The sequence below is a fragment of the Pseudarthrobacter sp. KH_020_B genome (genome assembly GCF_057840185.1).
Genome location: NZ_CM174506.1, coordinates 118,720 through 132,482 on the forward strand (window position 1 = coordinate 118,720; position 13,763 = coordinate 132,482).

Annotated in this window: 12 protein-coding genes; 10 read left to right on the plus strand and 2 right to left on the minus strand. The window is 67.5% G+C overall.

Going from position 1 to position 13,763, the window contains the following annotated elements; all coding sequences use genetic code 11:
• Positions 1-7 precede the first annotated feature (7 nt).
• Positions 8-1,783, plus strand: a complete 1,776-nt coding sequence (locus AC3IT0_RS00545; protein WP_489321899.1) for an acetyl/propionyl/methylcrotonyl-CoA carboxylase subunit alpha — start codon at positions 8-10, stop codon at positions 1,781-1,783.
• A 277-nt stretch (positions 1,784-2,060) separates the two neighbouring features.
• Here AC3IT0_RS00545 and AC3IT0_RS00550 read toward each other — a convergent pair whose 3' ends face one another.
• Complete coding sequence (locus AC3IT0_RS00550; protein ID WP_489321900.1) at positions 2,061-3,233, minus strand: cytochrome P450; 1,173 nt, start codon at positions 3,231-3,233, stop codon at positions 2,061-2,063.
• A 257-nt stretch (positions 3,234-3,490) separates the two neighbouring features.
• On the opposite strand from AC3IT0_RS00550, the gene AC3IT0_RS00555 reads away from it, so the two are divergent.
• From AC3IT0_RS00555 to AC3IT0_RS00595, 9 genes are all read left to right on the plus strand, one after another.
• Positions 3,491-4,282 carry an IclR family transcriptional regulator gene (locus AC3IT0_RS00555; protein WP_489321901.1) on the plus strand — a complete coding sequence of 264 codons (792 nt, stop codon included), beginning with the start codon at positions 3,491-3,493 and terminating at the stop codon, positions 4,280-4,282.
• Entirely contained in the window at positions 4,260-5,972 is a 1,713-nt protein-coding gene (locus AC3IT0_RS00560) for an HAL/PAL/TAL family ammonia-lyase (protein ID WP_489321902.1), read from the plus strand. Before AC3IT0_RS00555 ends, AC3IT0_RS00560 begins: the two co-directional genes overlap by 23 nt.
• Positions 5,953-6,990, plus strand: coding sequence for a PDR/VanB family oxidoreductase (locus tag AC3IT0_RS00565; protein ID WP_489321903.1), 1,038 nt, complete (start codon positions 5,953-5,955; stop codon positions 6,988-6,990). Before AC3IT0_RS00560 ends, AC3IT0_RS00565 begins: the two co-directional genes overlap by 20 nt.
• Positions 6,991-7,313: 323 nt before the next feature.
• On the plus strand, positions 7,314-8,216 hold the full coding sequence (locus AC3IT0_RS00570) for an ABC transporter substrate-binding protein (protein WP_489321904.1): 903 nt from the start codon (positions 7,314-7,316) through the stop codon (positions 8,214-8,216).
• The gene (locus AC3IT0_RS00575) at positions 8,213-9,178 is read left to right on the plus strand and encodes an amino acid ABC transporter permease (protein ID WP_489321905.1); all 966 of its coding nucleotides are present in this window, start codon (positions 8,213-8,215) and stop codon (positions 9,176-9,178) included. The genes AC3IT0_RS00570 and AC3IT0_RS00575 overlap by 4 nt, the downstream gene beginning before the upstream one ends.
• A complete protein-coding gene (locus AC3IT0_RS00580; protein ID WP_489321906.1) occupies positions 9,175-9,942 on the plus strand; it encodes an amino acid ABC transporter ATP-binding protein in 768 nt (255 codons plus the stop codon). Before AC3IT0_RS00575 ends, AC3IT0_RS00580 begins: the two co-directional genes overlap by 4 nt.
• On the plus strand, positions 9,939-12,449 hold the full coding sequence (locus tag AC3IT0_RS00585) for a histidinol-phosphate transaminase (protein WP_489321907.1): 2,511 nt from the start codon (positions 9,939-9,941) through the stop codon (positions 12,447-12,449). The genes AC3IT0_RS00580 and AC3IT0_RS00585 overlap by 4 nt, the downstream gene beginning before the upstream one ends.
• A gap of 102 nt (positions 12,450-12,551) precedes the next feature.
• The gene (locus tag AC3IT0_RS00590; RefSeq protein ID WP_489321908.1) at positions 12,552-12,686 is read left to right on the plus strand and encodes a hypothetical protein; all 135 of its coding nucleotides are present in this window, start codon (positions 12,552-12,554) and stop codon (positions 12,684-12,686) included.
• A gap of 196 nt (positions 12,687-12,882) precedes the next feature.
• Positions 12,883-13,323: a HoxN/HupN/NixA family nickel/cobalt transporter gene (locus AC3IT0_RS00595; protein WP_489321909.1), complete on the plus strand. Its 441-nt coding sequence runs from the start codon at positions 12,883-12,885 to the stop codon at positions 13,321-13,323.
• A 12-nt stretch (positions 13,324-13,335) separates the two neighbouring features.
• On the opposite strand, the gene arfB is transcribed toward AC3IT0_RS00595, so the two are convergent.
• Entirely contained in the window at positions 13,336-13,758 is a 423-nt protein-coding gene (gene arfB / locus AC3IT0_RS00600) for an alternative ribosome rescue aminoacyl-tRNA hydrolase ArfB (protein ID WP_489321910.1), read from the minus strand.
• Positions 13,759-13,763: the final 5 nt, after the last annotated feature.

Consider the following 13,763-nt stretch of genomic DNA (forward strand, 5'->3'; position numbering starts at 1 on the left):
GCAACTGATGCGCAAGGTCCTGATCGCCAACCGCGGAGAAATCGCCGTCCGCATCGCCCGTGCGTGCGAGGACGCCGGACTGGAGTCCGTGGCTGTCTACGCGGACGTTGATGCCGACGCCATGCACGTGGGCGCCGCCACCGAGGCCTACAGCCTGGGCGGCAACGCGCCGTCGGAAACGTACCTCGATATCCCCAATCTCCTGCGCGTGGCCGCGGAGTCCGGGGCGGACGCCGTGCACCCCGGCTACGGCTTCCTGTCCGAGAACGCCGGCTTTGCCCAGGCGGTCCTGGATGCCGGCCTGACCTGGATCGGGCCCAACCCGGAGGCCATCCGGCAGCTGGGCAACAAGATCACGGCGCGCGAAATCGCCGTCCGCGCCGGCGCCCCCTTGGTGGCCGGTAGCGACGGTCCGGTGGCTTCGGCCGCGGAGGTCCGCGAATTCGCCGAACAGCATGGCCTGCCGATCGCCATCAAGGCGGCCTTCGGCGGCGGCGGGCGCGGGCTGAAGGTGGTCCGCGAGATGGACCAGATCGAGGAGTCCTTCGATTCCGCGGTCCGTGAAGCGGTGGTGGCCTTCGGCCGTGGCGAGTGCTTTGTGGAGCGGTACCTGGACCGGCCCCGGCACGTGGAGGCGCAGGTCCTGGCGGACCAGCACGGCAACGTGGTGGTGGTGGGCACCCGCGACTGCTCGCTGCAGCGCCGGCACCAGAAACTGGTGGAAGAGGCCCCCGCGCCGTTCCTGACCGAAGCCCAGACCAAGCAGATTTACGACGCCGCCAAGGCAGTGTGCCGCGAGGCCTCCTATTCAGGGGCCGGGACGGTGGAGTTCCTCGTGGCCGCCGACGGCACCGTCGCGTTCCTTGAGGTGAACACGCGCCTCCAGGTGGAGCACCCCATCACGGAGGAGACCACCGGTGTGGACCTGGTCCAGGAACAGTTCCGGATCGCCGCCGGCGAGGTGCTGCGCTTCACCGCCGATCCCACACCTCGCGGGCATTCCTTCGAGTTCCGGCTCAACGCGGAGGATGTGGGCCGGGGCTTCCTGCCGTCACCCGGAACCATCGCCACGTTCAGCGGCCCGACGGGACCCGGCATCCGGCTCGACTCCGGGGTGCGCTCCGGCTCCATTGTGGCGCCGCAGTTCGACTCTCTGCTGGCCAAGCTGATCGTCACCGGCGCCGACCGCCAGCAGGCGCTTCGCCGTGCCCGCCGTGCCCTCGCGGAAATGGAAATCACCGGCGTGGCCACTGTCCTGCCGTTCCACCGGGCCGTGGTCCAGGCGCCGGACTTCACCTCCGAGACCGCGCTCGGCATCCACACGCGCTGGATCGAGACTGACTTCGCGGATTCCATCGCGGCGGATCCGGAGTTCGGCACGTCCGTTCCGGACGGTGAGCGACGCACCATTACTGTGGACGTCGACGGCCGGCGCCTCGCCGTCGGCCTTCCCGCTGACCTGTTGGATGGCTGGGCGCGGTCGGGTGGCGCTGTTCCCGCGGGGGTTTCCCTTGACGGGACGGCTTTGGACGGCGCGGCCGACGGCGGTGCTGCCGCCGGTTCCGCGCATCCGGGTGAGTTGCGCGCGGACATGGCCGGGACCGTGGTGAAGTGGCTCGTCGAGCCGGGCGCCGAAGTGGCGGCGGGGGACGCCGTCGTCGTGCTTGAGGCGATGAAGATGGAGACCCAGGTGACCGCCCACCGCGCCGGTACGGTGACCGGTGTCAGGACCCAGCCCGGTGGGGTTGTGAACGTAGGAGCCGTGCTGGCGCTGATCGGCTGATGCCTCAAGGCCCTCGATCTCGACGGTAACCGTGTCACCGGGTGCGGGGAAGAGCTGCGGATCGCCCAGCGTTTCATCCAGGCCTGTTCCCTTGCGCTTCGGGGCGCTCACAGTGCACCATCCTGTGGCAGGCGGGAGCGTTTCGGCCCGTGCGTTGCAGCGCTTGTTCGTGTCGTTCAGGGGACGACTCAATGGAGGTGAGGCCGCTGTGGTGCCCCAAAATCTTCACTGAGAGAGCGTCCGGGGAGAGCGGCCCAAAGGTGAGAGAGCGTCCTGCCTACGCCGCCGTGATCCGCAGCGGCAGCGAACGCCAGCCGCGCAGGGTGTTGTGCAGGTACGGCACGGGCTCGCCGGCGAGTTCGATGCTCTTGACCCGTTTGGCCAGGGCCGTGAACAGCACGTCCATTTCGAGGCGGGAAATCGGCTGGCCCACGCACTGGTGGATGCCCATGCCGAACGCCAGGTGTCCGCCGGCGTTGCGGCCGATCACGTACTCGTCCGCAGTGTCGCCCCAGTGCCGGGCATCCCGGTTGGCCGAGCCCATGAAGAGCAGCACCTTGGTCCCGGCGGGCAGCGGGATGCCACGGAACAGGGTGTCCGACCCGGTGGTGCGGAAGAAGGATTGGAACGGGGATTCGAAGCGGAGGGCCTCGTCGATGGCGAACTTCGCCAGACGGGGGTTGGCGTGCAGCTCGGCCCACTGTTCCGGGTGGGCTGCCAGGGCCTGGAGCGTGTTGCCGATGGAAAATACCGTGGTGTCCAAGCCCGCCGAGAGCATGGCACGCACCAGTAGCGCCGCCTGCCCGGCCGTGATCTCGCCGCGGTCCGCGAACTCCCAGATCTGGGCGCCCATGCCGTCGGGGGAGAGGTTTTCGCGCGCGCAGTTGTTCATGACCCACTCGTGCGTCCCCGCGCCTTTCTCGAAGAACTCTTTCGAACGCTCGTCGTCCGGGCCGAAAGCACTGAAGTTCATGGCGCCATGCGGGAGCAGGTTCGCTTCGCGTCCCTCGCGGGGGATCCCGACGGCGTCTCCGAAGACCCGGATGGGGAAGAGTTCGGCGAGGTCCGCGACGCCGTCGAACGTTCCCCTTGCGATCAGCGCGTCCACCAGCTCGTCGGCAAACGCCTCAAACCCGGCGCGCAGGGACCGGACCCCGCGGGGCGAGATGACGGCGGCCATGGCGTTGCGCATGGGACCGTGCACCGGCGGATCGGATTCCAGGATGCCCTGGGGCCGCCAGGCGGGTTCGCTGTGCAGGTTCTTGGGGCCGACGCCGGCACTGGAAATGAAGGTCCGGTAGTCGTCCAGGATGTCCTTGCATTCCTCGAAACCGGCGAAGGCCAGCACCTGGTACTTCTCAAGCCACACGGCCGGCCCGGCCTCCCGCATGCGTTCGAACAAGGGGTACGGGTCGCGCAGGTTCTCGTCGGAGTAGGGATCGTCCGTCATTACCGGGATGGTCTGCGGGGGCATGGTCACTGACATCTGGGGCCTCGTTTGCGTCGATGGGGGGCTGCCGCTCAGCGGGTTCGTGGCCTCAACGTACCGGTCACAAAGTGCAGCCGGTAAACGATGTTCTCACCCTGTGAGAATAGGGTTTGTCGCAATGGCCTGGCGTCCTGCACGATCATTCCGTGGTGGCGATCCGTGAGGGATCCGCCCGGCACACCCGTCCGGCACAGAGCACTTCAGAAAGGGGCAGGCCCATGGCAGGAACAACATCCTTCGAACGCGGTCTCATGATCCTGTCCGAAATCGCCGACGGCGGTGACACCACAGTGGAGAGCGTGGCCCTGAAGCTGGGCATCCCCGTCAGCACCACCTACCGCTACTTCCGGCAGCTCCGCGAACACGGCTTCGTGCAGGAGGACGACGGGAGCTACAGGCCTGGGCGTGCGCTGTTGGCGCTGTCCGGCAGGCACCTCACGCAGAGCCACCTCGCGGAAGTTGGCACGGCTGTGCTGAAAAGTATCGTCGACGCCGTGGGGGAGACCGCGGTGATGGTGATCCGGGTGGGGACGCAGGCCATGTGCCTGCGCCGCGCCGAACCGGACAAAGGCTTCAAGTACACCTTCGCCGTCAACGAACTCCTGCCCCTGTCCGCGGGAGCAGGCCCGCGGACGCTGCTCGCCTGGGCGCCCGCCGACGTCGTACGCCAAGTGCTCGACGGCGAGCTTCCGCGCTTTACGGACAACTCGCCATCGGCCGAGCAGATCCTGGCAACGCTGTCCCAGATCCGGGCGAACGGCTGGGTGGTCTCGCGCGGCGAGCTTGATCCCGGAGCGGTCTCGGTGGCCGTCCCGGTGATCTTCGACGGCGAGGCAGTCTGCGCCATCAACGTGGCCGGACCGGAGAGCCGCTGCGGCTCGCGGGCCTGGCTCAATTCGACTTTGAAAACCATGAACGAGGCAGCGGAGAACCTGGCGGCGTCGCTGGGTTCCCTCGCCAGCCAAAAAACAACACGAGAGGCAAGCGATGACGCTCGACACTCTGCTTGAAACCGAAACGGTGGTCCTGGGGATCCACCGGGCAACGTTGGAGGATCTGGTGCAGGTGGCCAGGCACCGCAGGCCCGTGGTGGTGGACCAGGCCGCCCTGGCCCGGATGAAGCCCAGCGAGGACTGGCTCAACGGCGTCATGGATGACATGAAGGCCGGCAAGGACACCGCGCCGATTTACAGCATTAACACCGGCTTCGGATCGCTGGCCGGCCGCAAGGCTTTCGACGAACCGTCCGACGCCGCCGAGCTCTCGCGCCGCCTGGTTCTCTCCAACGCCGCCGGCGTGGGCCGGTACGTGGACGAGGAAGTCGTCCGGGCCACCATGTTCATCCGCATCGTCAGCCTCACCCAGGGCTATTCCGGTGTGCGCGCGGACATTGTGAAGACCCTTGCCGAGATGCTCAACCGCGGCGTGTACCCGGCCATCCCCGAATACGGCTCCCTTGGCGCCTCGGGTGACCTCATACCGCTGGCCCACGTGGCCATAGTGATGTCCCGCTCGCACACCGGCGAGGACGAGGAACTGGACTCCGGCGAGGCCTTCGTGGACGGTGCCGTAGTCTCCGGGATTGCAGCCATGGCCCACGCCGGCATCGAGCGCCTCCCGCTGGGAGCCAAGGACGGACTGGCCCTCCTCAACGGAACCTCGTTCTCCTGCGCCCAGGCCGCACTGGCCCTCTACGACGCGCAGAACCTGCTGGAAACAGCGCAGATCACCGCGGCCATGAGCATCGAGGCACTGATGGGCTTCGGCGATGCGTTCATCGACGAGCTCCACCAGGCCCGCGGCCAGCGCGGGCAGATCGAAGTGGCCGCACGGCTCCGTGAGTTGCTCGCCGGCAGCGGTTTGGTGGACGGCGATGCGGACCGCGACCCTGTCCGGCAGCCCCCGCAGGACGCCTATTCGCTGCGTTGCATCCCGCAGGTCTTCGGCCCGGTCAAGGACACCCTGGAGTTCGCGGCCGGCATCATCGATAACGAGATCAACGCTGCCACCGACAACCCGCTGATCTTCCCCACGCTGCCCGCCAGCCGTACCCTGAAGGCCGTCTCCGGCGGCAACTTCCACGCCGAATACGTCGCCTTCGCGGCCGACTTCATCTCGATTGTGGTCACCGAAATCGGCAACATCACCGAGCGCCGGCTCTTCAGGCTCGACGACGGCACCCTGAACCGCGGGCTGCCGGACATGCTGGTGGCCAGCGAACAGATCGGCATGGACTGCGGGTACATGCTGCCCCAGTACCTCGCAGCCGCGCTGGTGTCGGACTGCAAGACCCTGGCGCACCCGGACAGTGTTGACTCCATCCCCACCTGCGCCAACCAGGAGGACCACGTGTCCATGGCCAACAACGCAGGCCGGCACACCCGGCAGATCGTGGCGAACATCGAATCCGTGGTGGCCATCGAGCTGCTCATGGCCGCCCAGGCCCTGGAGCTGCGGATGCGCATGCCGGCCCCGGGCGGCGCCGAGCAGAGTGCCAAGCCCGGCGCCGCGAGCCTGGCCGCCCTGGCCTACCTGCGCTCCACCGCGTCCGCGGACGGCCGACCCATCGACCACCTCACGGAGGACGTGGTGATGTACCCGCGGCTCCGCAAGGCCGGCGAACTCGTCCATGACGGTTCCGTGGTGGCCGCCGTGAACGCCGCGATCGGCGGAGGCAGCCATGACGCTGCAGGCCGCTGATTCCGCCGTCCTCGCGGCTCCCCTGAAGGGGTTCACGCGCCTTGCGGTGGGCGCCATCCGCCGCGAGGCCGACGCCGTCGTCTCCTTGCTGCTTAGCGACCCCGACGGCGGTGCGCTGCCGGCCTGGGTGCCCGGCGCGCACGTGGACATCCTGTTCGCCAACGGCATCCTGCGGCAGTACTCGCTCTGCTCGGATCCGGCCGACCGGACTGCCTGGCGCGTGGCCGTGCTGAGCGAGCAGGCCAGCCGCGGCGGCTCCAGCTACGTCCACGAGGCCCTGCGGGCCGGGGACACTGTGGAGGTCCGCGGCCCGAAGGACAACTTCCGAGGCGCGTCCGGCGCGGGGGAGAAGGTGTTCATCGCCGGCGGCATCGGCATCACCCCTCTGCTGCCGATGATCCGTGAAGCCCATGCGGCAGGGGAGCCCTGGCGGCTGCTGTACCTGGGTGCCGGCGCGCGGTCCATGGCCTTCCTTGCCGAGATCGCAGCTCTGGATCCTGCCGGCGAAAGGGTCCGGATCCATGCCAAGGACCAGCACGGCAGCCTGGACCTGGCGGACTACCTCGGCGGCGCCGTTGCGGCGGACGCCACGGTGTATGCCTGCGGTCCGTCCCGGCTCCTGGCCGAGCTCCGCGCGGCCCATGCCGCGGGCACGCTGCCGCACCTGAGGTTTGAGGACTTCGGCGCCACGGTATCCGCTCTTGATTCCGATGGCGGTGATTCCGGCGGCGGGCCTGCTTCCGGCGGGGACAACTCGCCTTTTGTCGTGGAAACGGCGGACGGACAGGAAATAGATGTCGCATCCGGTGAAACAATTCTGGACGCCCTGCAAAGATCGGGCGTTCCGGCATTGAATTCCTGCAGGAAAGGCACTTGCGGCACCTGTGAGACGGTTGTTCTGGAAGGAATTCCGGACCACCGCGATGACATTCTCAGCGACGAGGAGCGCGCATTGAATGAAACAATAATGATTTGTGTTTCCCGCTGCCTCGGGGAAAGGCTCGTGCTCGACATCTAAGCGGTGCCGGGCCTGATGGATCGGTGGACTTGGCCGCCGCGCAGCTGGCGCAGGACCGTCTCTGCCCCTGCGACTTTCCGAATGGTTAATCCTTGAATTGCGGTGCTTCATGTCCTTTTTCAAATGCCGGATCCGGCCATTCCGGATCCGGCATTTGCATTTTGGTAATACTTTGAATTTTGCACAGATTAACTATTGTGGGTTGTGATATTCATCTCTAGGCTGATCAAAACCCACGCTGATTTTTGAAAGGAATTACCGCACCCCAAGCGGCAGTTCTTCGGCGGTTCGCACGAAGCGTTAGAACAACAAGGAGCATAAACATGAGCATTTCAGCAATTTCCCTCCGCAAGCCGGCCATCGCCGCCCTGGCGCTTGCCGCCGTCGTCGGCCTCACCGCCTGCGGTGGATCAGCAACGGCCGGCAACCCTGCAACGGCCGACGCGGCAAAGGCGCCGCTGTTCAGCCAACTGCCCCAGGACATCCAGAGCGCCGGGACCATCAAGGTGGCCAGCAACGTTGAATACCCGCCGTTCGAGTCCTTTGACAAGGACGGCAAGACGATCATCGGAATCGACCGTGAATTGGCGGACGCCATCGAGAAGAAGCTCGGCGTCACGCTGGCCTTCGACAACATCGCGTTCGACGCCATCATCCCGGGCCTGGCCTCCGGCCGGTACAACATGGGCATGTCCGCCATGTCGGACACCAAGGAACGGCAGAAGCAGGTCAGCTTCCTGGACTACTTCCAGGCCGGCGGCGGCATCATGACCACCAAGACCAAGGCGGACAAGCTGAAGTCCCTGGACGATCTCTGCGGAACCAAGGTGGGAATCGTCAAGGGGACAACCGAGGACGCCGACGCCACCGCACAATCGGGCAAATGCGAGGCCGCCGGCAAAGCCCCGCTGGCCGTGACCATCTACGCCGGACAGAACCAGGCCGTGCTGGCCCTGCAGAGCGAGCGCGTGGACGCGTTCCTGGTGGACTCGACGTCGGGTTCCGTGGTCGCCGCCGAAAGCAACGGCGAACTGACCATGGGCAAGGCCTACGAGGCAGCAGCCTTCGGCATCGTGTTCCCCAAGGAAAGCACCCAGCTGATGACGGCTGTCCAGAAGGCCCTTGAGCAGCTCAAGACCGACGGCAGCTACGACGCGATCCTGGCCAAGTACAAGATGGATGATCACGCCGTGGACACGTTCACTGTCAACGGGGCCACCAAGTGACGCTGTACCACGCGACGGAGGACGAGCAGACGCTCTCAATCGTTCCCGCCCGCTACACCGGGCGGTGGGTCATGGCAGGTTTCGTGGTATTGGGCGTGGTCCTGCTGGGCTACGGCATGATCACCAACCAGCGCTTCCAGTGGGAAGTAGTGGGGGAGTACCTCTTCGCCGCACCAGTGATGTCCGGGCTCGCCAACACGCTGCTGCTAACCGCCGTGTCCATGGCCATCGGGATTGTCCTGGGAATCGGGGTGGCCGTTTGCCGCCTCTCCCCGAACCCCATCCTGTCCTCGGCCGCCTGGGCCTACTCCTGGTTCTTCCGCGGCACCCCGCTCATGGTGCAGTTGCTGTTCTGGTTCTTCATGGCGGCGCTGGTCCCCAAGCTGGTGCTGGGTGTGCCGTTCGGCCCCAGCTTCTTCGAGATCTCCACCAACACGCTGATCTCGCCGTTCACGGCAGCCCTCCTCGGCCTGGCCCTCAACGAAGGCGCCTACATGGGCGAGATTGTCCGCTCCGGCATCCGTGCCATCCCCGTGGGCCAGACCGAGGCCGCCAAGGCCATGGGCATGTCCCGCCTGCAGACCATGCGGCGCGTCATCCTGCCCCAGGCCATGCGCGTCATCATCCCACCCACGGGCAACGAGACCATCGGCATGCTCAAGTACACCTCGCTGGTGATTGTGATCGGCTACAGCGAGCTGCTCACCTCGGTCTCGATCATCTACTCGCGCACGTTCCAGACCATCCCGCTGCTGATCGTGGCGGCCCTCTGGTACCTCGCTGTCACGGCGGTCCTGTCCGTGGGCCAGTACTACGTGGAGCGCCACTTCGAACGCGGCTTCACCCCGCACAAGGCCACCAAGCCGTCCGCAGAGAAAGGCGTGCCGAAGGCCTCGCCCGTGCGTCCATCCGCCGTCGCCCTGGCCAGTGGCCCCGAGGCAGAACTGGAGAACGTCAAGTGAAAGAACCCATCGTGCGGGCCCGGGACATCCGAAAGTCCTTCGGCAACGTGGAAGTGCTCAAAGGCATCAGCCTGGACATCAACGCCGGCCAGGTCGCCTGCCTGCTGGGCCCCTCCGGCTCGGGCAAGAGCACGTTCCTGCGCTGCATCAACCACCTCGAGAAGATCGACGGCGGTCAGCTCTGGGTGCAGGGTGAGCGGATCGGATACCGGCGCTCGGGCAACAAGCTGCACGAGCTCAAGGAACACGAAACCGCCAGGCAGCGCGCCCACGTCGGCATGGTTTTCCAGCAGTTCAACCTCTTCCCGCACCGCACGGCCCTAGAAAACGTCATCGAGGGTCCCACCGTGGTCCAGCGCATCCCCAAGGAACAGGCCGTCGAGGAAGGCCGCCAGCTGCTGGCCCGGGTGGGCCTGGCGGACAAGGCCAACCACTATCCTAGCCAGCTCTCCGGTGGCCAGCAGCAGCGCGTGGCGATTGCCCGCTCCCTGGCGCTCAAGCCGTCCGTGATGCTGTTCGACGAGCCCACCTCCGCCCTGGACCCGGAACTCGTGGGCGAGGTGCTGGACGTGATGCGCTCCCTGGCGGATTCGGGCATGACCATGATCGTGGTGACACACGAGATGGGCTTCGCGAAGGAAGTGGGCAACGTGGTCCACTTCATGGCGGACGGCCAGCTCGTGGAGAGCGGCGACCCCCACCAGGTCCTGGAGGATCCGCGCGAGCCCCGTACCCAGGCCTTCCTGTCCAAGGTGCTTGCATGAGCAGTTCGGGCCAGCTGGCGGCGTTCCTCGACGGCGCGGCGGATTCCCGGCCGGAGCCCCCGACGGCGGTAGCGGCCGTCGTCGGGGAGCTCCAGCAGGCGCTCGGCGGCAAGGTCGCCGTCGACGTCCCCACCCGGACGGCCCGCTCCCACGACCGTTCGCACCTGCCCGCGGGGCTGCCCGCCGCCGTCGTGCGCCCTGCCTGCACGGAGGACGTCGCGACGGCAGTGCGGATCTGCGCCGCGCACGGCGTTGCCGTGGTGCCGATCGGCGCCGGGACGGGGCTCGAGGGCGGCGCCAATGCGCGGGCCGGGATAGTCACGATCGACCTGTCCGCCATGGCCGGGATCCTGCGGCTCAGCCCGGCGGACCTGGATGCCACCTTGCAGGCCGGCGTCATGAAGAGCGCGCTCAACGCGGCGCTGGACCCGTACGGACTGGTCTTCCCCGTGGGGCCGGGCGTCGATGCGAGCGTCGGCGGCATGTGCTCCACCCGGGCCAGCGGCACCACCGCCGTCCGCTACGGCACCATGCGCGAGAACGTCCTGGGGCTCACCGTGGTGCTGGCCAGCGGCGAGATCGTCCGCACGGGCGGGCGGGCCCGGAAGTCCGCCGCAGGCTACGACCTCACCCACCTGTTCGTCGGCGCCGAAGGGACTCTGGGGATCATCACCGAGGTGACGCTGCGCCTGTACGGACAGCCGCAGGCGGTCTCGGCCGCCGTCTGCGGCTTCCCGTCACTGGGCGCGGCTTCGCTGGTGGTACAGGAAGCCATCCAAGCGGGGATTCCCGTGGCGCGGGTGGAGCTCCTGGACGACACCACCATCGCGGCCGTGGGCGCCTACTCCGCCCTGGAGCTGCCCGGACGCGCGACCCTGCTGTTCGAATTCCACGGCACCAGGCGGGCTGTGGAGGAACAGACGGAGCAGATCCGGCAGATCGCCGCCCGGCATGGCGGCAGCGGCTTCGAATCCGCCACGGAGGCCGGGGAACGGGAGCGGCTGTGGCAGGCCAGGCACGACGTCCTGCCCGCCTGCCAGGCCCTCGTGGAAGGGTCCCATACCTGGTCCACGGATGTGTGCGTGCCCATTTCCCGGCTGGCCGAGTGCATCGCCGCCACCAAGGAGGACATCGTCGCTTCCGGGCTGGTGGCCCCGATCGCCGGGCACGCCGGCGACGGCAACTTCCACCTCGCCATCGTGCTCAAGCCCGGCGACGACGAAGCGTTCGCCGCGGCGTCGGCCCTCAACCAGCGGCTCGTGGCCCGTGCGCTCGCCATGGGCGGCACCTGCACGGGCGAGCACGGCATCGGCGCCGGCAAGATGGATTCCCTCCGGGCCGAACACCCCGCTGGTGTGGGCGTCATGGCCGCCATCAAGGCAGCCCTGGATCCGCGGAACCTCATGAACCCCGGCAAGGTGCTGGCGGCCGGGAACGCGGCCCCGGTGCGACCCGCTGCCCGTCCGGCGCCAAGGCCCGAAATCGCAGCCCTTCCCCGCTATTCCCGGGCGTCCGGGCTGGCGAGCGTCACCTGGGTGGCGTCGTCGAACGAATCCTCCGTGCCGCCGTCGCCCGCTGTCCGGAAAGCCATGGCCGAGGCCGCTGCGGGAGTGAACCGCTACCCGAGCCCCTTCGGGGATGAGCTGGTGGCCGGCATTGCGGCCCGGCTGGGACTCACCGGCGAGCAAGTGGCGGTGGGCGGGGGCTCCTTATCGATCCTGCAGCAACTGCTGACCGCCTACACGGGGCCCGGCACCGAGGTGGTGCATGCCTGGCGCAGCTACGAGGCGTACCCGATCACTGTGGGCGTGGCGGGGGCGTCGAGCGTCCGTGTGCCGCTCGACGCCGGGTACCGGCACCAGCTCGATGCCATGGCGGCGGCCATCACCGAGCGGACCAGAGCGGTGATTGTCTGCAACCCCAACAACCCCACGGGAACGGTGCTGGGGTATGGTGAACTGCTCCGCTTCCTGCGCCGGGTGCCGGACCATGTGCTGGTGGTACTGGATGAGGCCTACCGGGAATTCACGCAGCCCGGGCAGGATGACGTGGCGCTGCTGGACCTGTTCCCGAACCTGGCCGTCCTCCGGACGTTTTCCAAGGCCTACGGACTCGCCGGGGCACGGGTGGGCTACCTGGCTGCTTGCCCGGATATCATTGGGAACGTGCGGGCCTCGGCGCCGCCGTTCGGGCTCAGCCGCGTGGCCGAGGCAGGGGCAGTCGCGGCCTGGGCCGAGCAGGATCTCATGGAAGCCGCCATGGCCGATGTGGTGGCGGAACGGCGCTTCCTGGCCGACTCGCTGCTGGGCCGGGGACTGGACGTGCCGGAGAGCGGCGGCAATTTCGTGTGGATCGCCCTTGAGCAGGCACGCGAGCTGGAACAGGAGTGCGTGCGCCACGGCGTTTCGGTGCGCACGTTCGACGGCGAAGGCGTCCGCGTGACCATCGGCGGCCGCGAGGCCTCCCTGGCCGTGCTGGCCGCGGTGGACGCGTTCCTCCAAAAGTGAGAGAGCGTTGGCCGGAAGGGCCGCAAGGGTGAGAGAGCGTTGGGTCCCCTTGGACGCTCTCTCGCTTTTGTGGCCAGAATACGGAACCCTCTCGCAGATCATATGCAAGAGGTCGTCTACCTGGCGACGCACAAGCTCAGCCCGCTGTCCCGCTCCAAAGACACGCCGGCCACGACCCTCCCCGGCGCCCAACTCCAAGAGTCCAAGGCCCGTGTTTCCGCGGAGGAAACCGCATGAACGCCGCGACTTCGTCCACGCTGGTGGTCATCGACATGCAGAACGCCTTCCGCGAAAGCACCAGCCAGTGGGCCGTTCCACGGTATGACGAGATTGTGCCAGTAATCGAGGCCCTGCTCCTGCCATCTACACGAAGTTCGCGGCAGATGGCCAGAAGCCCGGCGCCTGGCAGGCGTACTACCGCCGCTGGCATGAGATGTGCCTGCCCGAGGACGCCGCCGAGTGGCACATCACCATTGACGTCCCGGCCGCAGCGAGACCATCTCCGCGCCCACGTTCCCTGCCCTTCGGCTTCATGGCGGCGATGACGCTGTGCGGCACGGTGAACGGCGTCGCGATGATGAAGATGTACCGAAGCGCCGTTGTGGACCCCCGGCGCCGTATCGGCTTCAACGTGGTCATCACAGGCGTCTCCGCAGCCTCAGCCCTGTTCATCTCGGTCATCACCATCGCAGGCGTACTGCACGGGATGCTCGGACTCACCGACCCGGTGACCACCTTCCTGGCCGAACTCGACCTCGGCCATGCCGGACTGGTCCTCGTGGCGCTGCTGCTGTTCATCTGGGCCGCGCATACCTGGGTGCGCCGCGCGGGCGAAGCTGCCTCCGCCACAACGGGCGGAAACCCGCAGGGATAGGGCTGGACGCTGCTACTCGGCTGACGGCCGCTGCCGTTGCCGTTTCGTCGCCGACCGCTGTTCCTTGGCGGCGAGGCGACGGCGGTTCGAACCCCGGGTGGGTTTGGTCGCCCGGCGGCGGGGGCCTTCGGGTGCCAGGCCTTCAGCCACGAGATCGGCGAGCTTGGCCAAGGCGGTCTCGCGGTTGCGCAGCTGGGAGCGCTGCTCGGAGGAGGCCACGGTGATCACTCCGGTGACGAGGCGTGGTCCGAGACGCGTGAGCAGCATCAGCCGCTGGTCATCCGTGAGCGCGGCGGAGCCGGCGATGTTCCACGAAAGTTCCGCGCGGCTGTCCGTCGTGTTGACGTGCTGACCGCCTGGCCCGGACGAACGCGAGAACCGCCAGCGGAGTTCCGACGCCGGAATCGTGAGCGCGGGCGACACCTCCAGATCCATGCAAC